This window comes from Pseudomonas sp. Mn2068, from assembly GCF_049319725.1.
Lineage (GTDB): Bacteria > Pseudomonadota > Gammaproteobacteria > Pseudomonadales > Pseudomonadaceae > Aquipseudomonas > Aquipseudomonas gingeri.
The window spans coordinates 214,223-235,376 of record NZ_JBMOUG010000008.1; the positions used below are offsets into that span (position 1 = coordinate 214,223).

At 64.0% G+C, this 21,154-nt stretch carries 21 protein-coding genes; 9 read left to right on the forward strand and 12 right to left on the reverse strand.

Features of this window, described 5'->3' with window-relative positions:
* Positions 1-43 precede the first annotated feature (43 nt).
* Complete coding sequence (locus ACL9RJ_RS19875; RefSeq protein WP_017125464.1) at positions 44-655, forward strand: DedA family protein; 612 nt, start codon at positions 44-46, stop codon at positions 653-655.
* Here ACL9RJ_RS19875 and ACL9RJ_RS19880 read toward each other — a convergent pair.
* Positions 633-1,871, reverse strand: a complete 1,239-nt coding sequence (locus ACL9RJ_RS19880; protein ID WP_017125465.1) for a sterol desaturase family protein — start codon at positions 1,869-1,871, stop codon at positions 633-635. The two genes, ACL9RJ_RS19875 and ACL9RJ_RS19880, sit on opposite strands and share 23 nt — an antisense overlap.
* A gap of 113 nt (positions 1,872-1,984) precedes the next feature.
* Between ACL9RJ_RS19880 and elbB the strand changes: the two genes are divergently transcribed.
* On the forward strand, positions 1,985-2,647 hold the full coding sequence (gene elbB, locus ACL9RJ_RS19885) for an isoprenoid biosynthesis glyoxalase ElbB (protein ID WP_017125466.1): 663 nt from the start codon (positions 1,985-1,987) through the stop codon (positions 2,645-2,647).
* 15 nt (positions 2,648-2,662) lie between these two features.
* Here elbB and ACL9RJ_RS19890 read toward each other — a convergent pair whose 3' ends face one another.
* From ACL9RJ_RS19890 to ACL9RJ_RS19905, 4 genes are all read right to left on the reverse strand, one after another.
* Entirely contained in the window at positions 2,663-3,124 is a 462-nt protein-coding gene (locus ACL9RJ_RS19890) for a YaiI/YqxD family protein (RefSeq protein ID WP_422765580.1), read from the reverse strand.
* Between the two features lie 2 nt (positions 3,125-3,126).
* A complete protein-coding gene (locus tag ACL9RJ_RS19895; protein WP_017125467.1) occupies positions 3,127-5,022 on the reverse strand; it encodes an FTR1 family protein in 1,896 nt (631 codons plus the stop codon).
* Positions 5,023-5,118: 96 nt separating this feature from the next.
* Positions 5,119-6,009, reverse strand: a complete 891-nt coding sequence (locus ACL9RJ_RS19900; protein ID WP_017125468.1) for a LysR family transcriptional regulator — start codon at positions 6,007-6,009, stop codon at positions 5,119-5,121.
* Positions 6,010-6,043: 34 nt separating this feature from the next.
* Entirely contained in the window at positions 6,044-6,757 is a 714-nt protein-coding gene (locus tag ACL9RJ_RS19905; protein ID WP_017125469.1) for a cysteine hydrolase family protein, read from the reverse strand.
* Between the two features lie 147 nt (positions 6,758-6,904).
* Here ACL9RJ_RS19905 and ACL9RJ_RS19910 point away from each other — a divergent pair, with 147 nt between their 5' ends.
* The 5 genes from ACL9RJ_RS19910 (at position 6,905) to ACL9RJ_RS19930 (ending at position 11,758) form a co-directional block, all read left to right on the forward strand.
* Positions 6,905-8,230 (forward strand): COG3014 family protein, encoded by a 1,326-nt coding sequence (locus tag ACL9RJ_RS19910; RefSeq protein ID WP_212810270.1) that lies wholly within the window; start codon positions 6,905-6,907, stop codon positions 8,228-8,230.
* Between the two features lie 359 nt (positions 8,231-8,589).
* Complete coding sequence (locus ACL9RJ_RS19915; protein ID WP_042935153.1) at positions 8,590-9,984, forward strand: COG3014 family protein; 1,395 nt, start codon at positions 8,590-8,592, stop codon at positions 9,982-9,984.
* A 16-nt stretch (positions 9,985-10,000) separates the two neighbouring features.
* Positions 10,001-10,375: a YcfL family protein gene (locus tag ACL9RJ_RS19920; protein WP_017125472.1), complete on the forward strand. Its 375-nt coding sequence runs from the start codon at positions 10,001-10,003 to the stop codon at positions 10,373-10,375.
* 42 nt (positions 10,376-10,417) lie between these two features.
* Positions 10,418-11,008: a penicillin-binding protein activator LpoB gene (gene lpoB, locus ACL9RJ_RS19925; RefSeq protein WP_177058276.1), complete on the forward strand. Its 591-nt coding sequence runs from the start codon at positions 10,418-10,420 to the stop codon at positions 11,006-11,008.
* Between the two features lie 3 nt (positions 11,009-11,011).
* Positions 11,012-11,758 (forward strand): hypothetical protein, encoded by a 747-nt coding sequence (locus ACL9RJ_RS19930; protein ID WP_042935154.1) that lies wholly within the window; start codon positions 11,012-11,014, stop codon positions 11,756-11,758.
* A 228-nt stretch (positions 11,759-11,986) separates the two neighbouring features.
* On the opposite strand, the gene ACL9RJ_RS19935 is transcribed toward ACL9RJ_RS19930, so the two are convergent.
* Both ACL9RJ_RS19935 and ACL9RJ_RS19940 read right to left on the reverse strand, forming a co-directional pair.
* Entirely contained in the window at positions 11,987-12,619 is a 633-nt protein-coding gene (locus tag ACL9RJ_RS19935) for a LysE family transporter (RefSeq protein WP_017125475.1), read from the reverse strand.
* 88 nt (positions 12,620-12,707) lie between these two features.
* Positions 12,708-14,618, reverse strand: a complete 1,911-nt coding sequence (locus ACL9RJ_RS19940; RefSeq protein ID WP_017125476.1) for an ATP-binding cassette domain-containing protein — start codon at positions 14,616-14,618, stop codon at positions 12,708-12,710.
* A gap of 50 nt (positions 14,619-14,668) precedes the next feature.
* Between ACL9RJ_RS19940 and ACL9RJ_RS19945 the strand changes: the two genes are divergently transcribed.
* Positions 14,669-15,133, forward strand: a complete 465-nt coding sequence (locus tag ACL9RJ_RS19945; protein WP_178991226.1) for a TIGR02444 family protein — start codon at positions 14,669-14,671, stop codon at positions 15,131-15,133.
* Here ACL9RJ_RS19945 and ACL9RJ_RS19950 read toward each other — a convergent pair.
* Positions 15,130-16,329: an AlgP family protein gene (locus ACL9RJ_RS19950; RefSeq protein WP_422765581.1), complete on the reverse strand. Its 1,200-nt coding sequence runs from the start codon at positions 16,327-16,329 to the stop codon at positions 15,130-15,132. The two genes, ACL9RJ_RS19945 and ACL9RJ_RS19950, sit on opposite strands and share 4 nt — an antisense overlap.
* A 332-nt stretch (positions 16,330-16,661) precedes the next feature.
* Here ACL9RJ_RS19950 and ACL9RJ_RS19955 point away from each other — a divergent pair, with 332 nt between their 5' ends.
* The gene (locus ACL9RJ_RS19955; protein ID WP_177087186.1) at positions 16,662-17,327 is read left to right on the forward strand and encodes an FKBP-type peptidyl-prolyl cis-trans isomerase; all 666 of its coding nucleotides are present in this window, start codon (positions 16,662-16,664) and stop codon (positions 17,325-17,327) included.
* Positions 17,328-17,391: 64 nt separating this feature from the next.
* Here ACL9RJ_RS19955 and ACL9RJ_RS19960 read toward each other — a convergent pair whose 3' ends face one another.
* The 4 genes from ACL9RJ_RS19960 to ACL9RJ_RS19975 all read right to left on the reverse strand — a co-directional run bounded on the left by ACL9RJ_RS19960 (position 17,392) and on the right by ACL9RJ_RS19975 (position 21,143).
* Entirely contained in the window at positions 17,392-17,850 is a 459-nt protein-coding gene (locus ACL9RJ_RS19960; protein WP_017125479.1) for an Rsd/AlgQ family anti-sigma factor, read from the reverse strand.
* A gap of 192 nt (positions 17,851-18,042) precedes the next feature.
* The gene (locus ACL9RJ_RS19965; protein ID WP_017125480.1) at positions 18,043-18,555 is read right to left on the reverse strand and encodes a disulfide bond formation protein B; all 513 of its coding nucleotides are present in this window, start codon (positions 18,553-18,555) and stop codon (positions 18,043-18,045) included.
* A 225-nt stretch (positions 18,556-18,780) separates the two neighbouring features.
* A complete protein-coding gene (locus ACL9RJ_RS19970; RefSeq protein WP_422765582.1) occupies positions 18,781-20,019 on the reverse strand; it encodes a heme biosynthesis protein HemY in 1,239 nt (412 codons plus the stop codon).
* Positions 20,016-21,143 (reverse strand): uroporphyrinogen-III C-methyltransferase, encoded by a 1,128-nt coding sequence (locus ACL9RJ_RS19975; RefSeq protein ID WP_017125482.1) that lies wholly within the window; start codon positions 21,141-21,143, stop codon positions 20,016-20,018. The genes ACL9RJ_RS19970 and ACL9RJ_RS19975 overlap by 4 nt, the downstream gene beginning before the upstream one ends.
* Positions 21,144-21,154: the final 11 nt, after the last annotated feature.

The window sequence follows — 21,154 nt, forward strand, 5'->3', positions numbered from 1 at the left end:
TCGAAGGGTTAGGCTGCGCGTTCATTTCGCCAGCATCCAGACAATGCTCCAACAATTTCTGCAGGATTTCGGCTATTTCGCCCTGTTTCTCGGCACGTTTTTCGAAGGCGAGACCATTCTGGTTCTCGCGGGCTTCCTCGCGTTCCGCGGATACATGGACATCAACCTGGTGGTTATCGTGGCTTTCTTCGGCAGCTATGCCGGCGACCAGCTGTGGTATTTCCTGGGGCGCCGGCATGGGCGCAAGTTGCTGGCGCGCAAGCCGCGCTGGCAGATGATGGGCGACCGGGCACTGGAGCATATCCGTCGTCATCCGGATATCTGGGTGCTGAGCTTCCGTTTCGTCTACGGCCTGCGCACGGTGATGCCGGTGGCGATCGGCCTGTCGGGTTATCCACCGGGACGCTACCTGCTGCTCAATGGCATCGGCGCGGCGATCTGGGCCGCGGCCCTGGCCGCCGCCGCCTATCACTTCGGCGCGATCCTCGAAGGTCTGCTGGGCAGCGTGAAGAAATACGAGCTGTGGGTCCTCGGCGGCCTGCTGGTGGTCGGCCTGATCCTCTGGAGCTGGCGCCGCATCAAGAGCGCGCGCCTCGCCCGCAAGGCCGAGGCCGAAGCCTCCCTGGCCGGACCTAAGACCCCGCCAGGCGAATGAGCCGGCTACGGCTCCAGTAAAGGCCGATCACGCTCAGCAGGCTGTAGCTGAGCAGGCCGATCCAGCCCAGCGGGCTGGCCGGCCACAACCCCACCAGCGGTGCCAGCCAGACCAGCGGCACATTCAACAGCAGCCGCGTCACTTCCAGCTTCAACGCCCACGGCCGGTTCTCCAGCGCCGCCCCCAGCACGAACAGCCCCAGCAGCATGGCCCCCCAGCCCAGGACCAGGGCGATTGGCGACAGGCTGGCGGCGAAGTTCATCAGGTAGCTGCCCAGCGCCACGTACACCACGAACTGCAAGGCGATATAGACCTGCTGGCGCGGCTCCAGCGGCACCTCGAACTTGCGGAACTTCGCCAGGTCGTGCTTTGCCAGCGGGTACTTCGCCGCCACATCCGCCGGACGCCAACCGGTGCGCATGAACCAGATCCGCAGCTTGTCGCGGTAGCTTTCGGCATGCCGGGCGTCGGCCGCCAGTTGTGCATAGAACTGCAGGTTGGCCCACAACGGATTCCAGCTGGCCAGCGGCGTGGTCACGCCGAACACCACCGGCTCGGCGTCATCCTCCTCCTGGAAGGTGCCGAACAGGCGGTCCCAGAGAATGAACACGCCGCCGTAGTTGCGATCCATATAGAGAGGGTTCTGTGCGTGGTGCGCGCGGTGATTGGAGGGCGTGACGAAAAACCATTCGTACCAGCCGAGCTTGGGGATGTGCCGGGTATGCACCCAGAACTGATACAGCAGGTTCAACGCCGCCACTGTCACGAAGACCGTCAACGGCACACCGAGGACGGCCAGCGGCAGGTAGAAGATCCAGCTCAGCAGAAAGCCGGTGCTGGTCTGGCGCAGGGCCGTGGACAGGTTGTAGTCCTCGCTCTGGTGATGCACCGAGTGCGCGGCCCAGAGGATATTGCGCTCATGACCCATGCGATGCAGCCAGTAGTAGCAGAAGTCATAGACCACGAAGGCCATGACCCAGACCCAGGGGTTGTCGGCCGCGAGGTCGAACAACGCCAGGTGCTCCAGGGCGACGGCGTAGGTCACCAGGCCGACGCCCTTGGTCAGCAGGCCGGTGGTAGTCGAGAGCACACCGGTGCTGAGGCTGTTGATCGCGTCGGCCACGCGATAATTGCGGGTGCCGCGCCAATAGTCGGCCAGCAGTTCGACAACGATCAGCACGACGAAAAACGGAACCGCAAGGGCAATAAGGTCCATGGCGCCACCCGAAAGGAACGATGGGTCCAAGATTAGGTGTAGTCGGGAAAAATTCCGCTGACAATGAATGCCAGATTGGTAGACATTTAACGCCAGGCATCGGGAGATCGAACATGACCAAGAAAATCGCGGTAATCCTTTCCGGCTGCGGCGTGTACGACGGCGCCGAGATCCAGGAAAGCGTGCTCACGCTGTTGCGCCTGGACCAGCGCGGCGCGAAGGTACAGTGCTTTGCGCCGAATATTGCCCAGTTGCATGTGATCAACCACCTGACCGGGGAAGAAATGCCCGAGTCGCGCAATGTCCTGGTGGAGTCGGCACGCATCGCCCGGGGCGAGGTCAAGGACCTGCGCGAAGCCGACGTCCGGGAATTCGACGCGCTGATCGTACCCGGCGGCTTCGGCGCGGCGAAGAACCTCTCCAACTTTGCCCTGGAAGGGGCCAATTGCAGCGTACAGGCCGAAGTCCTGGCTTTGGCCGAAGCCTTTGCCGAAGCCGGCAAGCCGGTGGGGCTGATCTGCATCACCCCGGCCCTGGCAGCGAAGATCTACGGTCCGGGCGTGACCTGCACCATCGGCAACGACGCCGATACCGCCGCCGCGCTGGACAAGATGGGCGCCACCCACAAGGAATGCGCGGTGGGCGATATAGTCGAGGACAAGGCACGCAAGCTGGTGACGACCCCGGCCTATATGCTCGCGCAGTCCATCGGCGAGGCGGCGTCCGGGATCAACAAGCTGGTGGATCGGGTGCTGGAACTGACCCAGCAGGCCTGATCGCACCCCTGTGGATCAAGCTCGGGAAGCGCGGGAAAGCCGGGTGAGGATGCGGTCGAAGGCATTGGCGAAAGCCTGCTTCTCCCGCTCGCCGTAGGGCGGCTGACCGCCGCCCATCTGCCCCTGCTCGCGCAGGTCGGTGAACAGGTTGCGCACCGCCAGCCGCTCGCCCATGTTGTTCGGGTCGAACTCCTTGCCCCGCGGATCGAGTGCCGCCACGCCCTTTTTCACCAGGCGGTCGGCCAGCGGCACGTCGCTGCAGATCACCAGTTCCCCCGACACCGCATGCTCCACCAGGTAATCATCGGCGGCGTCCGGTCCGCTGGGCACGACGATCAACCTGACGCAGGCGAAGGCCGGCTTGACCTGCGGCTGGCCCGCCACCAGCACCACGTCGAAGTGGCGCTTGAGGGCGAACTTCACCACCAGGTCCCTGGCCGCCTTGGGACAGGCATCGGCATCGATCCACACGCGCATGCTCAGGAAGCCTGCAACCGACGCTTCTCGGCCAGCTTGCTGCGGCTGTAGAGCACGATGATCGCCAGCAAGGCGACAGCCTGGGCGCCCAGCGAGTAGGCGTCGGCATGGATTCCCAGCCAGTCGAAGTCGAAGAACGCCACCGGCCGCGTGCCAAAGATCCCGGCTTCCTGCAACGCCTTGACGCCATGGCCGGCAAACACCACCGACAGCGCGCACAGCAACCCGGCATTGATACCGAAGAACAGTGCCAGCGGCAGTTTCGCCGAGCCGCGCAGGATCACCCAGGCCAGGCCGATCAGTAGCACCAGCGCCGTCGCACCGCCCGCCAGCACCGCGTTGTGCCCGGCAGGACCGGCCTGCAGCCAGAGGGTTTCATAGAACAGGATCACTTCGAACAGCTCGCGATACACCGAGAAGAACGCCAGGATCGCGAAACCGAAACGGCCGCCACCGCTGACCAGGCTGCTCTTGATGTAGTCCTGCCAGGCCGCGGCATGACGGCGATCGTGCATCCACACGCCGAGCCAGAGCACCATCACGCTGGCGAACAGCGCCGTGCAACCTTCCAGCAACTCGCGCTGGGCGCCGCTGACATCGATCACATAGGCCGCCAGTGCCCAGGTCCCGAGCCCCGCCAGCAAGGCCAGGCCCCAGCCGATATTGACGCTGCGCACGGCCGATTGCTGGCCGGTGTTGCGCAGGAAGGCGAGGATCGCCGCCAGCACCAGAATCGCTTCCAGGCCCTCGCGCAGCAGGATCAGCAGGCCCGAGATAAAGCTCAGGGACTGGCTCAGGCCGTCGTTGCCGAGCAACCCGGCGGATTCCTTGAGCTTGCCCTTGGCGAACGCCAGGCGCTGCTCGGCCTGCTCGACCGGCAGGCCGTCCTGCAGGGATTGCCGATAGGCCATCAGGGACTTCTCGGTGTCCTTGCGCACGGTGGCGTCGACGTTGTCCAGGGAGCTTTCGACCAGTTCGAAGCCTTCCAGGTAGGCGGCCACGGACAGGTCGTAGGCCTGCTCATGGTCGCCGGCACGGTAGGCCGCCAGGCTCTTGTCCAGGGTCGCGCCGGTGTAGTCGAGCAACTGCGCCGGGCCGCGCTTGACCTGCGGCGGCTGGGCACGCTGGGCGCGGAACAGCGCGGCGGCCTCGTTGCCTTCGGCGGCCTGCACTTCGGCAGGGGTCTGGCGGGCCAGGTCGGCCAGGTTGTAGGCCTTGTCGCTCTTTGCCACCGGCGCGGCGCTGAAGCCGGCGATATAGGTGGCCAGGTCCCAGCGCTGACGTTCATCGAGCTGGTCGGCGAACGACGGCATGTCCGTGCCTTCGACACCCAGGGTCAGGGTGTTGTAGATGCCATACAGGCTCAGCCGATCCAGGCGCGCGGCATCCCGCAGGTTGGCCGGTGGCGGTGTCAGGCCGACACCCGCCGGACCGTCGCCGGCACCCGTGTCGCCATGGCAGACCGAACACTGCTGGGCGTAGAGCGGTGCACCACGGCTCGGGTCCGGGGTGATGGCCGGAGCCTGGCTGACCTCATAGGTCACCGCCAGTCGTGCCCCCAGTTGCCGGGCCTGGCGCGCGACCAGCGTGCCGTCCTGGCGCTGGCTGATGGCCGTGCGCAGATCGACCACGCCCTGCTCCAGCTCCGCCCGCTCGGCACGGGCCGGCAGCGCGACCACCAGCTTCTGCAGGGCCGTCAGGAACTCCAGCTGTTCGTGGTATTCGGTTTCGTCGATGACCTTGCCATCCGCCACCGTGGCCGGATAGTCCGCGCCGATGTAGTCGATCAGGTGCAGGGCCTGGGGGGCGCCTTCCACCGTGTTCGCCAGCAGGCTGGAGCTGCATAGGGCGAACATCGGCAGCATCAGCCAGGCCAGGAAACGCGTGGGAACAATCATTGAAACAACCTAAATGGAAATGCGAAGTAACACATTGTTCCCTCTCACTGCGCTTCACTCAAGCGCCGTGCATCCCGAAGGTGCAAATAGTGCTCTTCAATGGCCGACCGCCAGTCCCCGGTAATGCTCGCTCATGTGGTCGACAAACGCCCGCACCTGGGGCGCCAGGTGCCGCCCATGGGGATAGAGTGCGTAATAGTGTCGCTGCCCCAGGCTGTAGTTCGGCAGCAGCCGGACCAACTGGCCGCTCAGCAACGCCTCATGCACGGTCACCCGGGTGAACGCGGCGATGCCGACGCCGGCCAGGGCCGCCGCGTGCAGCGCGCTGATCGAGTCCGCCTTGAATTGACCCTGGGGGCGTATCCGCACGGGCGCGCCCCGGGGCGGTGCCAGCTCCCAGTCCGCACCCCCGCTGAAGGCCAGCAAGCGATGCCCCGCCAGTTCCTCGGCACGACGCGGCAAGCCGTGGCGGGCGACATAGGCCGGCGAGGCCACCAGCACCAGTTCCGAGACGATCAGCAGCCGCGCCACCAGCGACGAATCGGCCAACGGCGTACTGATCCGCAAGGCCACGTCCATGCCCTCGGCCACCAGGTCGATGAAACGATCGTCGCAGGACAGGTCGACCTGGATCTCGGGGTAGCGCTGCTGGAAGGCCGGCAACCAGCTCGCCAGCTCCAGCGTGCCGATCACCACCGGCGCGCTGATGCGCAACGGGCCGGCAGGCCGCTCGGAGGCCAGCGCCTGCCCGGCGGCATCGACACGGTCGAGGATATCGACGCAGGCAGCGTAGTACTGTTCGCCGGCAGGCGTCAGGCTGAAGCGGCGGGTGTTGCGGTTGATCAAGCGCGCGCTCAACGCCTGTTCGAGCTGCTGCAGTTGCCGGGAAATCGTCGAATGCGTGGTGTCCAGGCGCTCGGCAGCGGCGCTGAAACCCGCGGATTCAACGATGCAGCGAAAAGCTCGCATGGCCAGCAATTGATTCATGACCGGGTTCATCCCGCCAGTGATGGGTCGACACTCAGTGCAGCGACAGGCGCATGATCTGCGCGGTGGTCAGCACGTCGCCAAAGGTGTCTTCGATCTCGGCCAGGGCGGCACGATGCAGACTGTCCTTGTCGACGCCCTCACCGTTGTAGCGGGTGATCGCGCGGGTTGCCGTCGCGTCCGATGCTACCACGACCTGGTAACCCAGCGGTGCCGCGTCCCGGGCCGCTCCGGCGACACAGGCATGGGTCATCAGCCCGCTGATGATCAGGGTCCTGATCCCGTCCCGCTTCAGCCGGGCATCGAGGTCCGTGCTGGCGAAGACGCTGACGGTGGTTTTCTCCAGGACCTTGTCCTGCTGGCGTGGCCGCATGTCCGGATGGAATTTCCAGCCCTCGCTGCCCCGGGCAAATACCGGCGAACCCGCTGGCGCGACATGCTGGATATGGTAGACAGGGATCTTCGCCCGGTCGGCGAAGGCGATCAGTTCGCGGGTCTTTTCCAGCGCTCCCGGGCCATCCGGGATCGGCATGCGACCGGTGAAGTACTCGTTCTGGAAGTCGATCACCAGCAGCGCTGTACTGGCCGGCTCCAGTCGCTCCAGGGGCTTGGCACCGAACATCGCCCGGATGGTCGGTGGCGGGTTTTCGCCGGCCACGGCCTGCATCGGCAGGCTCAATGAAAGACTCAGGCCGGCACACAGCGCGGCAAAAAGCTGTGGCAGGGATTTCGAAGGGAACGCAAACATGGTGGAACTCCTGCAAGGAAGGAAGTAAAACATCTCGCAGAAAGTCTATGGACGCGCCCCGGGTACAACTACGCCGCTTCTGCGACATGTCCTGTGCAGGAAATGCACAACCGAACCACTTCCGGACGCCAGGGAAGCCATACGCAAATGGGTTTGCGCCTCTTCACTTTCTTGTGCCTCTTCTGTCTGCTGGGCAGTTGCGCGGCCTATCGCGACTACAACGACGAACTGCGGATAACCAACGAGCAACTGGCCGCCGGCAATGTCGACGAGGCCTTGTACCTGCTCGAACGTCATAACCCCTGGGACGCCAAGGACCTGCTGTATTACCTGGAGAAAGGCGAATTGCTGCGGGCCAGGGGCGACCTGCTCGCCAGCCAGGGGGCCTGGCGGACCGCGGATCGCGCGGTGTTCCAGCGCGAGGACGCGACGGACTTCGACTACGGCAAGCTCCTGGCCGAACTGGGCACGATGTCGATCAACGACAAGATCCGCCGCTACGACGGCTATGACTATGAAAAGGTCATGCTGACCACCCAGATGGCCCTCAACCTCCTGGCCCTGCGCGACTTCGACGGTGCCCGGGTCGATATCAAGAAAACCCATGAGCGCGAAGCGCAGATCGCACAATTGCGCGACAAGGAATACCTGCGGCTGGAGACGCAGGCCCGTGAGCAGGGCATCAGCCTGCGCTACAAGGATTTGCAGGGCTATCCGGTGGCGATCCTCGATGCGCCCGAAGTTCTGGCGCTGAAAAACGGCTACCAGAGCGCGTTCAGTCACTACCTGGCCGGCTTTGTCTACGAGGCGTTGGGCGAGCGCGACCTCGCCGCCCCGGGTTATCGGCAGGCCATCGAGTTGCGCCCGAACACGCCCTTTCTCGAACAGGCCCTGTCAAACCTCGGCAAGCCCCCTGAGTCGGCCCGTGGCAGCGATGTACTGATCATTGTCCAGAGCGGACTGGCACCGGCCCGCAGCTCGGTGCGCCTGCCCTTCCCGGTGCAGATGCAGGACGGCCAGACCATCACCTCGATCGTATCCTTTCCCATACTGCTGCCGGACACCTCGACGCCCAGGCCCGGCTCGATCAGCGTCGATGGGCGTAAACAGCCCCTGACCCAGCTCAACAGCATTACCGACATGTCCCTGCGCACCCTGCGGGATGATATGCCGGGAATCATTCAACGCACCCGCTGGCGCGCCACCCTCAACGCGCAGACACAGGCGCTGGACAACAAGAAACATCCGGAGAAAGCGAAATACATCGTCGAAGCGCCTTTCGAGCAAGCCGACACCCGAACCTGGCGCACCCTGCCGGACAATACCTACGTCGTACGCCTGCGACTCAAGCCCGGCCAACACCGGTTGAGCCTGCCCCTCGCATCGGCAAGCGCGCCGGTGACCTTCACCATCGACCAGCCATTCCAGGTCATCAGCCTGCGCGTCATCGGAAATCGGATATTTCCTCGATAGTGTCAGCCACTTCCCACACAACCTGCTTCCCCCTGCACGTCGACACCGCGCATCGCCCCACTTAACGTGGTGCAGCGACAACAAAACCGGGTTTCGGCTTCGTACCGAAAGCCACGAAAGGGCATGTGCAACACAGGGAACGGATCCACGGCACAAGCCGAACCGCATCACAAACCGGAACAAAAAAGCCATTACATCGCCAGCACTCACGCCTATAATGCCGCGCCGATGTTATGGCTATAAGAAATTAAAGCGCCTCTTTTTATGAGGAATTGACAGGTAAGCAACCTGACCTGCCAATGGGTCCCTTTCAGCCTGACCCGCATTCCCGGCTGCTCTTTATCAGGGAAGATATCGTCATGACATCCTGCACTCGCCTTTTGATTGCCCTGGGCACCATTGCCTTGCTGTCCGGCTGCTCGGTATTTCGCAACTACGACAGCGAGCTGGCACAGACCAGCCAGCAACTGGCCTCGGGCAATGTCGACGCGGCACTGGCCCTGCTGGACAAGAACAACGGCAGCGAAGACCGCGATCTGCTCTATTACTTCGAGAAAGGCGAGCTGCTGCGGGCCAAGGGCGACCTGCCCGGCAGCCAGCAGGCCTGGGGTCATGCCGACCAGGTGGTCGGCCACTGGGAAGATGACGTCAAGCTGGACACCGCCAAGTACGTCGCCCAGTTCGGCAGCTTCCTGGTCAACGACAAGGTGCGCAAGTACGAGGGCTACGACTACGAGAAGGTCATGCTGACCACGCAGATGGCGCTGAACTTCCTCGCCGTCAACGACTTCGAGAGCGCCCGCACCGCCATCAAGAAGACCCACGAACGTGAAGCGGTGATCGCCGACCTGCGCGACAAGCAGTACCTCAAGAGCGAGGAAGAAGCCGACCAGCAGGGGATCAAGACCCAGTACAAGGATCTCCAGGGTTATCCGGTGGCCAGCCTCGACGCCCCGGAAGTGGTCGGCCTGAAAAACAGCTACCAGAGCGCGTTCAGTCATTACCTGGCCGGCTATGTCTACGAAGCCCTCGGCGAGAAGGACCTGGCCGCGCCGGGCTATCGCCAGGCGGCCGAGTTGCGTCCCAACACGCCGCTGCTGGAACAGGCCCTGGTCAACCTCGACAAGCCCGCCAAGGACGACGACAGCGATATCCTGATCGTCGTGCAGAGCGGCCTGGCGCCGGCCCGCGACTCGATCCGCATTCCGCTTCCATTGCCGATCGACAACGGCATCGTTATCACCCCGCTGTCGTTCCCGATCATCAAGCCCGACACCTCGACCCCGGGCTTCGCCCAGATCGGCGTCGACGGCCAGCCCGTCAACCTGACCGCGCTCAACAGCACCACCGCCATGTCCCGGCGCGCCCTGCGCGACGACATGCCGGGCATCATCCTGCGTACCAGCGTACGGGCCATCAGCCGCGGCATCGCCCAGAAGAACCTGAACAAGGTCAACCCGATGGCCGGCCTGGCCGTGGGCATCACCTCGGCCGTCCTCGAAGGCGCCGATACCCGGACCTGGCGCACCCTGCCGGACACCACCCAGGTGGTGCGCCTGCGCCTGAAGAAAGGCGAGCACCAAGTGTCGCTGCCAAGCGCCGTCGGCGGCTCGCTGGTCAAGGTCACCATCGACCGCCGCTACCAGGTCATCAGCCTGCGCGCCGTCGGTAACCAGGTATTCACCAGCGGCCTGGCGGCCCGGCTGATCCCGAGCGCCAACCCGACGGCCGTGGCCAGCATCAAACAACCTTGAGAACGGAGTCTTGCGCATGCACTTCAAACTGACCGCTGTCGTTGCCCTGGCCTTGCTGGCCGGCTGTGCCACCCCACCGCCGCCCCCGGCGCCGGGGAGTGCCGCGAGCAAGATCGTTGCCCTGGGTGAAATGGAAGATATCCAGGTCGGCGCCATTCGCGTCGCCCGGGAAAACGGCTTCCTCACCGTCAAGGTGCAACTGAGCAACACCCGCACCAAGAACAAGATGATGTACTACCGCTTTGCCTGGCTGGGCAATGACGGCTTCCCGGTCGCCGACGAGGAAACCTGGAAGACCCTGGGCCTGTATGGCGCCCAGAGCACCTTCCTGCCAGGCATCGCCCCGACACCGAAGGCCACCGACTTCCGCCTGGAAGTCAAAACCCCTTGATGCGCCGTCGCCCCCTTGCGCCCCTTTGAAGAGAACCTCTCCATGTTTGCACGCTTTTCACTCCTCGCCGTTGTCGCCCTGCTGGCCAGCGGTTGCGCCCAGAACACCTCGCCGGTCCTGGGTGGGAAGAACATCAGCTACGGTGACACCAAGGCCGTCGAGCTGGTCACCAACGAGTTCGGCTCCACCGACCTGCAGATGATCGCCGAGTCCATGACCCGTTCCCTGGCCCAGTCCGGCATCCTGCAGGGCCGTCCGGTGGTGCAGGTGTATGACGTGAAGAACAAGACCAGCGAATACATCGACACCCGCGAGATCACCACCTCGATCAAGACCCAGTTGATGAAGTCTGGCACCGCCCGCTTCGCCAGCGACAACACCGAGATGCAGAGCCAGGTCGACCAGCTGAAGCTGCAGAACCAGAGTGGCCTGTACAAGAAGAGTACCGTCAGCAAGACTGGCAACATGATCGCCGCCAAGTACCGCCTGGAAGGCTCGATCAGCTCGATCGTCAAGCGCAGCAGCGACTACAAGGACGTCTTCTACAAGTTCAGCCTGCAACTGATCGACGTCGAAAGCGGCCTGGCCGAATGGATGGACGAGAAAGAGATTCGCAAAACCACGGAGCGTTGAATGATGCGAGCATGGATTGGCATTATCGGCCTGGCCTGCGCCTTTGGCGTGCAGGCCGCGCCGAAGGTCGCGGTGGCGGACCTGGCGTATCAGGCGCAAGTGGAGCAGTACATCCGCAGCGTCTCGGCGCGCAACAACTACCAGCAGAGCTACTACGGCGCCTCGGGCTCGTCGAGTTATGACGAATACGAGAGCCGCAGCAGCTATATCGAGCAAGGCGAGTTGCGCAAGTTCACCGGCGACATCAAGGGCGAGATCCTGCGTACCGGCATGTTCCAGCTGATCCAGGGCACGCCCTACACCGCCAGCTCCAAGGGCGATGTCTACGACGTGATCAAGCGGATCAAGGGCGGCAGCTTCAAGGGTGCCGACTATGTGCTGTTCGGCACCGTCTCGGACATCGACTTCACCCAGGATGTGAATGAACTGGCCAACACCAACAGTTACTCCGCGGTACTGGGGCTGACACTGGTGGGCGATTTCAGCCTGATCAACACCCGGACCTACGAGATCACCTCGGCGTTCACCGCCATGGGCGAAGGCCAGGACACCAAGCTGGTCAACAGCCGGGATATCCGCGTTTCGCTGAATCGTCCGCGGGTGGTGCGTGATGTATCCAAGTCCCTGGGCGAGGATGTCGCGCGACAGTTGAGCATGCAACTGGGCGGCCCGGATATGTCCCCGGATGCGCGCCAGCCACTGCAACGCAACAACCTGCCACCGGATGAGCCGGCGCGGGTCCTGCAATAATCCGGGACCGCGTGATCGCTCATCGCCAGCAAGCCGGCTCCCACAAAGCCCGCGTCGAGCACACTTGCACGGCACGACGCTGATCCCGAGGGAGCCGGCATCGAGCACGCTTCCCGGCTACGGCACAGATCCTGTGGGAGCCCGCGTCGAGCACACTTGTGCAACACGACTCAGATCCTGTGGGAGCCGGCTTGCCGGCGATAGCGTCCGCTCAGGCAACAAAGAGCCTCAGGTGGTCGCCTTGTGCAGCGTTGCCAGAAATCCGGCCGCACCGACGAACAACCCGGCAAAGGTCCGGTTCATCCGGCGTTGCTGCCTGGGGGTGCGCAGCAGACGCAAGACCTTGGCTGCCAGGCCGGTGTAGCCGGCCATGACGATCATGTCGACGCCGATCATGGTCACGCCGAGGATCAGGTACTGGTGCACCAGCGGCGCATGGGGATCGATGAACTGCGGCAGCACCGCGAGCATGAACACCAGTGCCTTGGGGTTGCTGACGTTGACCAGGAAACCGCGGAACATCAGGGTCAGCGGCTTGCCGACCGGACGGATCGTCGCTTCCTCGGTCATGTCGCTGGGCAGCGCGCGCCACTGTTTGACCGCCAGGTACACCAGATACACCACGCCGAACCACTTGATGGCGTAGAAGGCCGTCGCCGAAGCGGTCAGGACGGCACCGACACCGGCAGCGATCACTGCGATCTGTGCCGCCAGGCCCAGTTGCAGACCGAGGGCATTCCAGTAACCGCGCAGGAAACCATACTGCAGGCCGCTGGACATCGAAGCGATCGCGCCAGCGCCAGGAGACAGGCTGATTACCCAGCATGCCGCAAAAAATGCCAGCCACGTCTCAATCAGCATCACGCACCTCGGATAAGAGTTTCAACAAACCTCTAAGCTAATCCGCGGGCGTGAAATTGACCATCGTTTTTTGTCGGACAACTATCGGTCAGGACAGCGCTTCCAACTCCGCCTGCATGCTTTCCAGCACCTCCAGGGCTTCCATCCAGGCTTCTTCGAGTTCCGCCTCGCGGACCTTGAGCCTGGCCTGGTCGGCCAGCAGGTCACGCAGCTCGTCCTTGCGGTCAGCTTCGTAGACCGCGCTGTCGCCGAGGCTCGCCTCGATCTTCGCCAGCCGCTCGTGCAGCTTGCCCAGCTCGGCTTCGAGCTTGTCGGCCTCGCGCTTGTGCGGGGCCAGTTGCTGACGCAACGCAGCCGCGGCCTGGCGCTGGGCCTTCTTGTCGGTCTTGTCCGCATTCACCGGCGTGTTGCTGACCGGAGCGTTGCGCTGGCGATACTCGACCAGCCAGCGGGCATAGTCTTCCAGGTCGCCGTCGAACTCCTCGACCTTGCCGTCAGCCACCAGGTAGAAATTGTCGGTGGTGCTCTTGAGCAGATGACGGTCGTGGGAGACCACCAGCACCGCACCGCTGAACTCCTGCAAGGCCATGGTCAGCGCCAGGCGCATTTCCAGGTCCAGGTGGTTGGTCGGTTCGTCGAGCAGCAACAGGTTCGGCCGTTCCCAGGCAATCAGGGCCAGCGCCAGGCGGGCTTTTTCACCGCCGGAGAAATTCAGCACCGGCTCGTCGATGCGCGCGCCACGGAAGTCGAAACCCCCGAGGAAGTCGCGCAGGGTCTGCTCGCGCTCGGTCGGTGCCAGGCGTTGCAGGTGCAGCAGCGGGCTGGCCTTGGCGTCCAGCGAGTCGAGCTGGTGCTGGGCGAAGTAGCCGACCACGGTGTTTTCACCGCGGGTCATGCGTCCCGCCAGCGGCGACAGCTCGCCGGCGAGGTTCTTGATCAGCGTCGACTTGCCTGCGCCATTGGGGCCGAGCAAGCCGATCCGCGCGCCCGGGGTCAGTTGCAGCTTGACCTTCTCCAGGATGGTTTTCTCGCCATAACCCAGGCGGGCATCGGACAGGTCCAGCAACGGGCTGGAGATCTTGTGCGACTCGCGGAAGGTGAAGTCGAACGGCGAGTCGACGTGGGCCGCCGACAGCTCTTCCATCCGTTCCAGGGCCTTGATCCGGCTCTGCGCCTGACGGGCCTTGGTGGCCTGGGCCTTGAAGCGGGCGATATAGCTTTCCATGTGCGCACGTTGCGCCTGCTGCTTCTCGTAGGCCTGTTGCTGCTGAGCCAGGCGCTCCGCACGGGCGCGCTCGAACGCGCTGTAGCCACCGCGATAGAGGGTGATCTTGCGCTGGTCGACATGGGCCACGTGATCGACCACTTCGTCGAGGAAGTCGCGGTCGTGGGAGATCAGCAGCAAGGTGCCGGGGTAGCTCTTGAGCCACTCTTCCAGCCAGATGATCGCATCGAGGTCGAGGTGGTTGGTCGGTTCGTCGAGCAGCAACAGGTCCGACGGACACATCAGTGCCTGCGCCAGGTTCAGGCGCATCCGCCAGCCGCCGGAGAAATCGCCAACCGGGCGGTCCATCTGCTCATTGGTGAAGCCCAGCCCGGCCAGAAGCTTGCGGGCCCGGGCGTCGGCGGTGTAGCCGTCGGCGCTGTCGAGCTCCGCGTGCAGGCGCGCCTGGGCAGCGCCATCGTGGGCCACCTCGGCCGCCGCCAGGTCGTGCTGCACCTGGCGCAGGCGTATGTCGCCATCGAGCACATAGTCGACCGCCAGGCGGTCGAGGGTATCGACCTCCTGGCGCATGTGGGCGATACGCCAATCGGCCGGCAGGAAGCAGTCACCCGAGTCCGGGTGCAGCTCACCCCGCAACAGGGCGAACAGGCTGGATTTGCCGGCGCCGTTGGCACCGATGAGGCCGGCTTTATGGCCGGCGTGCAGGGTCAGCTCGGCGTCTTCTAGCAGACGTTGCGGGCCACGCTGTAAAGTCAGGTTCTGAAGTCGAATCATAATGGCGGCGGAGTCTACCAGCTTCCCTCGCAACTGGCGCGGATCGAACCATGCATGCTGACCTGTGGACGTTTTCTCTCGAGACTTATGCCAAGCCCGGCGTGGAAGAAGCCTTCCTGGCCCTGCAGGCGCAGGGGGCGGATGTCTGCCTGATGCTCTGCGCGGCGTGGCTGGGGGTACGCGGCGTCAGCTGCGAGGCCGGACGATTGGCGCAATTGCGCCTGGTCGCACAACCCTGGCAGGCGCAGGTGGTGCAGCCACTCAGGCAATTGCGCGGGCAATGGCGGGCCATGGCGTTGCAGGACAACGAGCTGAAGGTACTGCGCGATCAGGTGAAGGCACTTGAACTGGAGGCGGAACGCCAATTGCTGTTGCGCCTGGAAGGGTTGTGCCGGGACTGGCCACAGGGAATGGCCGACGATCTGATGGCGTGGCTGGACGGCAGCACCGCACAAGCGGCCCACCTGAGCCGCGACGCGCTGCAACAGCTGCGCGTCGCGGTGAGCCAGGCTTAGGAAGCGCTGGTTGGGGTGCTGCTGGCGACCGGAGCCGGCGCTGGAGCAGTAACGGCCGGAGCCGGTGCAGCGGCTGCAGTCGGTGCCGGTGCTGCTGGAGCAGGTGCCGGAGTTGCAGGCTTGGCAGCTGCTGGCTTGGCTACGGCTGGTTTGGCAGCAGCAGGTTTCGCCGCGGGCTTGGCAGCAGCCGGTTTGGCAGCAGCGGGTTTCGCCGCTGGCTTGGCGGCAGTCGGTTTGGCAACAGCAGGTTTTGCAGCTGGCTTGGCGGCAGCCGGTTTGGCAGCAACTGGTTTTGCAGCTGGCTTGGCGGCAGCGGTTTTAGCAGCCGCTGGTTTTGCAGCTGGCTTGGCGGCAGCCGGTTTGGCAGCGGCTGGTTTCGCCGCTGGCTTGGCAGCAGCGGGTTTGGCAGCGGCCGGTTTTGCAGCTGGCTTGGCGGCAGCGGTTTTAGCAGCAGGTTTTGCAGCCGGCTTGGCGGCGGCGGGTTTGGCAGCGGCTGGTTTCGCGGCCGGCTTGGCGGCGGCGGGTTTGGCAGCGGCTGGTTTCGCGGCTGGCTTGGCGGCAGCGGTTTTAGCAGCAGGTTTTGCAGCCGGTTTGGCGGCGGCGGGTTTGGCAGCGGCTGGTTTCGCGGCCGGCTTGGCGGCAGCGGTTTTAGCAGCAGGTTTTGCAGCCGGCTTGGCGGCAGCGGGTTTGGCAGCGGCTGGTTTCGCGGCTGGCTTGGCAGCAGCAGTTTTGGCAGCGGCAGGTTTTGCAGCCGGCTTGGCAGCGGCAACCTTGGCCGGAGCGGCAGGCTTGGCGGCGCGGGTGGACAGGGCCTTGGTCACGGCCTCTTTCACACGGCCAACACCTTGCGCCAGTTTCAGGCTCTCTTGCGCATCGCGCTTGAGTTGCAGGATGTAGGTACGGGTTTCGGACTGGCTGGCTTTCAGCTTGTCGAGCAGCTCTTCCAGTTCCCCCACTGCGGTCTTGGCCTTGGCTTGTGCCTTGGCTTTTCCGGCGGTAGCAGCTTCCTGCAATTTGGTGCGGGACTTGTGCAGTTTTTCCTGTGCTTTACCGCGTTGCTTTTCCAGTTTGGCGAGCAGTTTTTCAGCATCAGCCAAGGCTTGGGAACAAGCGTTTTCCAAATGCTCGAGCAGGCTGCCCGACAACTGTTGGAGTAAGTGCAACGGAGTATTTACAGGCTTCTTGGTGGCCGACATGGTTTACCTCCTGGCTGACGTGAGTGCGGCTCATACTAGCCCTCTGTGACTACCGCCGCTAGGGCATGTTGACAGTATCGAATGGCTGGCGTTGCATGCTGCAAAAAATGTTCTTCGGGATCATCGGACGAACACCGAAATCGCCGATAAAATTCCCCTCGCACAGGCGATATTTCGTCGTGTTTTTCCGGACCGCGTCTCCACTCTTTTTCGCGTTCCACCACCCGCTTCGAGCACACCGCAATCGGCGGTTTTTCAGGGCGCCGCGAGTTCTCCAACAACCGTCGCGCAGCACTGGCATAATCCTTCGGATCTCAGGTCGGAGAGTCCCCATGTCGCGTTATCTACTGCTGTCGTTGTGTCTTGTCTTGCCACTGGCCCATGCCGCGCCAGAAGAAAAAACCGACGATGCCCATGACCTCGCCTACAGCCTCGGCGCCAGTCTCGGCGAACGCTTGCGCCAGGAAGTTCCGGACCTGCAACTCAAGGCACTGGTCGAAGGTTTGCAGCAGGCTTACCAGGGCAAGCCGCTGGCCCTGAAGGACGAACGCATCGAGCAGGTCCTGGCCGCTCACGAAGCCCGGGCCGCCGAGGAAGCGGCAAAACCGCAAAGCGAGATTGCCCTCGAAGCCGAGAAGAAATTCCTCGCCGAGGAAAAAGCCAAACCGGGTGTCCGAGAACTGGCCGACGGCATCCTGGTGACCGAACTGACACCGGGCACCGGTGCAAAAGTGGCTGCCAATGGCCGGGTGCAAGTGCGGTATGTGGGCCACCTGCCCAATGGCACGGTGTTCGACCAGAACAGCCAACCGCAATGGTTTCGCCTGGACAGCGTGATCGATGGCTGGCGCAGTGCGCTGCCGCAGATGCCGGTGGGGGCGAAGTGGCGTCTGGTGCTGCCTTCGGCACAAGCCTATGGCGCGGATGGCGCGGGTGACCTGATCGCCCCGTATACGCCGCTGGTGTTCGATATCGAGTTGCTGGGCGTCGCCAGCTGAGCCTGCCCCACAAACGAAAAACGGCGCGCCATGCGCACCGTTTTCAGTGGAGAATCACTACACCTCAGGCCTGGGCGACCGCCTCTTCCTTGTGTGCGGTGTGCAGCACTTCGATCAGGCAGTCCTCGAGTTCGAAGCGTTCATGCAGCAGGCCACCGAGCTCCTTGAACTTCTCCGCCACGCATTTGCCGGCGTCGCACAGGTCGTTGAAGGCCAGCAGTTTTTCGGTGATCACATCGATACGGGGATAGATCGTCTCGGCCAGTTCCAGCCCGCGCTTGTCGCCGAACGCCTTGGCCTCGCCGGTCAGCTGTTCGTAGATTTCGAAGTGACCGGCCGACACGTAGTCCACCAGGACCCCGCAGAACTCCTGCAGCGGCTGGCGATTGTCCGCCAGGGCTCCGGGCTCGGCACCGAGAGCATCATAAGCCCGTACCAGTTCGTGACGCGCCTGCAACCAGCGGTCGATCAGCAGATGCACTCCACCCCAGCGTTCCTGAGCATTCTGACAACTTTCGAGCATGGTGATCTCTTCCCTTCTGGGTCATGCCGCCCGACACCTCGTACACGCCGAGGATCCTGACTTGGCCAAACAGAACAACCTATTTGCGATAACACGTGCGGGCCAGATTATGCCCGCACGACACCTGCTTCAAGGTACGCAGGAGATAAAGTTCATACAAGTGTTTAATCCGGAGGGCGACTACCGGTTGCTTCACGCGCGGCGTTCAGCGCCGGTGGCCGGGCCAACTATCTGATAGATCGCCAGAATACTCATGCCGACAAAGGCCAGCAGGCTCCACTCGGGCAGACTCAGGTCGAACAGGGTCCAGTGGATCTGCGCGCACTCGGCGGTCGCCCGGAACATCAGGACCAACGCCTTGAAAGGCGAGACCTGTTGCATCAGGCAATGCAGGCCGGGCTGGCAGATCATCAGTTCCTCTATCGGCACCCGCTGCAGCAGGACCTGCCGGGCCGCGGTCGCCGCCCCCGCCAGGACGAACAGCAACCCCAGCGCACCATAGACCCAACGACCGATGCGCGCCGGCCCGTGCAAGGCGCCCACCAGGCTGACCAGGCAGAAGCCGCCGAGGAACAGGCGCTGCATCACGCACAGCGAGCACGGCTCCAGCCCGACTCCATACTCCAGGTACAACGATGCCCCCATGACCAGGGCCGCTGCCAGAAAAGCCAGGGAGAACAGAGAACGTGAGCGGGCCAAGAACATGGCTTTTCCGTAACAGGAGAGACAGGCAGTTACGGTAGAGGAAAGGCCTTGGCCCTTTCAAGGCGGGCCGCAGCAGATAATTCCTCAAGCCTGTAGGGAATTACCGACAGACATCCTATGAAACCATTAAGTAGCGAGTAGGATTTCGGTATCAGAGCATTACAGGGAAATAGGCCGGGGGCCTGAGACGGGTCGCCCATCGCGGACCACCCGCCCCGCTCTCGCCTAGGCGCTCACCGGTACCGGCAGCGGCAACGCGAGCAAGCGTTCGTCCAGCAGGCCAAGACCTTCCTGGAACAGTTGGTTGCTGCGCTCGGTATCCCCCAACTGGGCCAGTAGCCTGGCCAGTTCGGCACAGGCTTCCGGGTTGCGCTGTACCCGCAGGCTCCCTTCCAGATAATCGCGAGCCTTGCCCCACAAGCTGTTCTGCAGGCACAGGCGCCCCAGTGTCAGCAACAGGCTGGCATCAGCCGGATGGTCCTTGAGCCAGCCCTCGGCGGTCTGCAGCTGGCGAGCCGGATCGCGCCCGCGCAGCAGCCCGTAGAGGCGCGCCAGATGGCTGTCGTACTGACGCTTGAGCGCCGCGCGCAAGACCTCCTCGGCCTGCACCTCGGCCCCCAGCCGGCGCAGTTGCTCGGCATAAGCCAGCACCAGTTGCGGCTCCTGGCGCTGGGCCGCGGACAATTGCTGCCAGGCCCGCTCCAGCGACTGCAGGCCGGCCTCGCCATCCTCTTCACGACGCGCCGCCAGACCGAGGTTTTCGCCCCACGCGCGCCGCTCCAGTTCGACCAGCTCGCTTTGCGGCAACGCCTTGTCCTTGCGCAACTCCGGCAGCAGCCGGACCACCGCCGACCAGTCGCCCCGCTGCTGATGCAGCCGCTGCAACTGGCGCAGCACCTGGACACTGTGGGGATGGAGCTCGTGCATGGCCTGCAGCGTACCCAAAGCACCCTCGGTATCGCCACGGTCCACTTGCAACTGCGCGTGACTCAGCGCAATCGCCAGCTCGGCCTGCGGCTGGCGCGTCAGGGCGCGTTCCAGCAGGCTGTCGCACTCTTCATATTTACCCTGCTCATTGGCCGCACGCGCCGCGCCGAGGTAATAAAGCAGCGGCTGGCGCTCAGCCTCGGCAGCCCGATGCAGGTGTTTCTGGGCACTGGCCCAGCGACCTTCGGCGAGATCCATCTGGCCTTGTTCGATGGCCAGCTGGATCCGCCGGCTACGGTTGCGCCGGGACCAGGGGTTGGCCGCCGAACTCGACGCCGTGACCAGGCCGACGAGGAACCTGAGCAGTCGATAGGCCAGCCACAGCATCAGCAGCACGGCCAGGAATGCCCACAGGCTGGATTCGTAACGGAAGCTGTCATAGGCGATCAGGACGTAGCCGGCATGCCTGGAAATCGCGAAGCCCAGCAGACCTACCGCGACGATGACCAGCAGTGCAATCGCGATAAACCGTTTCATGGACTGGTCTCCTGCGCCGGGTTGGCACTACCGCTCACCGGTGTGTCGGCTTCCACGTGGCGCCGCTCGAGATAGGCCTGGACGGCACCGAGTGTCGCAGCCAGGTCCGGGGTCAGCACCGTCACCGGTTTCCTGCTCAGTTCGCTGAGCTGCTCGACCATGACCTTGCTCTGCGGGTTGTCCGGATTGAAGCTGCCGGTCAACACATCGCGAGCTTCCGTCAGCGCCTGGGTGTAAACCCCCGCCTGGCCGTTCAGGGCCGCCCATTGCGCCTGCTCCAGCGCCAGGCTCAAGGCCAGGCGGACCTGGGTCAGGCTCTGCCCGGCGAGCAACGGCCGGATGTTCTTGTTGGCGTTGAAGTCGATACGAATATAACGCGAGATCTCGTCCCACCACTGCGCCCAGCGGCTGGCGCCGTCGCCATCGGAGGTCAGGCCCAGCAAGGAGTCGCCGCGGTCCTTGTACTCCGGTGCCAGTTCGTTGAGCTGCGCGACCTGGTCACGCAAGGCGCCCAGTTGCAGGAACAGTCCGGTGCGATCCGGCTGCTCGGTACTGCGCAGCGCCGCCAGGCTCTTGGCCAATTGTTCGCGGGCGGCAAAGGAGCCCGGGTCGTTCTGTTCACGCAGGATATCGTCGGCACCCTGCACCAGGGCCAGGGCACTGGTGATGTCCTGCAACGCCGACAGACGCAGCGTGGCCAGGCGCAACAGGTGCTCGGCCTCGGCCAGACGCCAGTCCTTGCGGCTGGCGCCCAGCACGCTTTCCAGACGCTGGCCCAGGCGCTGCTGATCGCCCTGCAACTGCGCCACCAGGCGCCGGCGGTCCTCCAGTTCGGCGGCACCCGGCAGTTGGTCCAGGCGCGCGGCCAACTGCTGTTCGCTCAGCTTGAGCGACTGCGCCTGGTTGCCCAGCTCCTGCAGTTGCCCGCCCTGCTGCTGGTGATTGGCCTGCAGGTTGCGCACCTGCCAGACACCCCAGCCGCCCGCGGCCACACCGGCGGCACCCAGCAGCAACGCCAGGATCGCCAGACCATTGCCACGGCGCTCGACAGGCGCCACCGGCGGTTTGACCGGCGCCTCGGGCACCGGTTGAGCTTCTTCTTTTGGCAAGGCTGTTTCGCTCACGTATCCATCCT

Coding starts and splice junctions, on each gene's coding strand:
- ACL9RJ_RS19875 (WP_017125464.1), top strand. CDS start 44: ATGCTCCAACAATTTCTGCAGGATTTCGGCTATTTCGCCCTGTTTCTC.
- ACL9RJ_RS19880 (WP_017125465.1), bottom strand. CDS start 1,871: ATGGACCTTATTGCCCTTGCGGTTCCGTTTTTCGTCGTGCTGATCGTT.
- elbB (WP_017125466.1), top strand. CDS start 1,985: ATGACCAAGAAAATCGCGGTAATCCTTTCCGGCTGCGGCGTGTACGAC.
- ACL9RJ_RS19890 (WP_422765580.1), bottom strand. CDS start 3,124: ATGCGCGTGTGGATCGATGCCGATGCCTGTCCCAAGGCGGCCAGGGAC.
- ACL9RJ_RS19895 (WP_017125467.1), bottom strand. CDS start 5,022: ATGATTGTTCCCACGCGTTTCCTGGCCTGGCTGATGCTGCCGATGTTC.
- ACL9RJ_RS19900 (WP_017125468.1), bottom strand. CDS start 6,009: ATGAATCAATTGCTGGCCATGCGAGCTTTTCGCTGCATCGTTGAATCC.
- ACL9RJ_RS19905 (WP_017125469.1), bottom strand. CDS start 6,757: ATGTTTGCGTTCCCTTCGAAATCCCTGCCACAGCTTTTTGCCGCGCTG.
- ACL9RJ_RS19910 (WP_212810270.1), top strand. CDS start 6,905: ATGGGTTTGCGCCTCTTCACTTTCTTGTGCCTCTTCTGTCTGCTGGGC.
- ACL9RJ_RS19915 (WP_042935153.1), top strand. CDS start 8,590: ATGACATCCTGCACTCGCCTTTTGATTGCCCTGGGCACCATTGCCTTG.
- ACL9RJ_RS19920 (WP_017125472.1), top strand. CDS start 10,001: ATGCACTTCAAACTGACCGCTGTCGTTGCCCTGGCCTTGCTGGCCGGC.
- lpoB (WP_177058276.1), top strand. CDS start 10,418: ATGTTTGCACGCTTTTCACTCCTCGCCGTTGTCGCCCTGCTGGCCAGC.
- ACL9RJ_RS19930 (WP_042935154.1), top strand. CDS start 11,012: ATGCGAGCATGGATTGGCATTATCGGCCTGGCCTGCGCCTTTGGCGTG.
- ACL9RJ_RS19935 (WP_017125475.1), bottom strand. CDS start 12,619: ATGCTGATTGAGACGTGGCTGGCATTTTTTGCGGCATGCTGGGTAATC.
- ACL9RJ_RS19940 (WP_017125476.1), bottom strand. CDS start 14,618: ATGATTCGACTTCAGAACCTGACTTTACAGCGTGGCCCGCAACGTCTG.
- ACL9RJ_RS19945 (WP_178991226.1), top strand. CDS start 14,669: ATGCATGCTGACCTGTGGACGTTTTCTCTCGAGACTTATGCCAAGCCC.
- ACL9RJ_RS19950 (WP_422765581.1), bottom strand. CDS start 16,329: ATGTCGGCCACCAAGAAGCCTGTAAATACTCCGTTGCACTTACTCCAA.
- ACL9RJ_RS19955 (WP_177087186.1), top strand. CDS start 16,662: ATGTCGCGTTATCTACTGCTGTCGTTGTGTCTTGTCTTGCCACTGGCC.
- ACL9RJ_RS19960 (WP_017125479.1), bottom strand. CDS start 17,850: ATGCTCGAAAGTTGTCAGAATGCTCAGGAACGCTGGGGTGGAGTGCAT.
- ACL9RJ_RS19965 (WP_017125480.1), bottom strand. CDS start 18,555: ATGTTCTTGGCCCGCTCACGTTCTCTGTTCTCCCTGGCTTTTCTGGCA.
- ACL9RJ_RS19970 (WP_422765582.1), bottom strand. CDS start 20,019: ATGAAACGGTTTATCGCGATTGCACTGCTGGTCATCGTCGCGGTAGGT.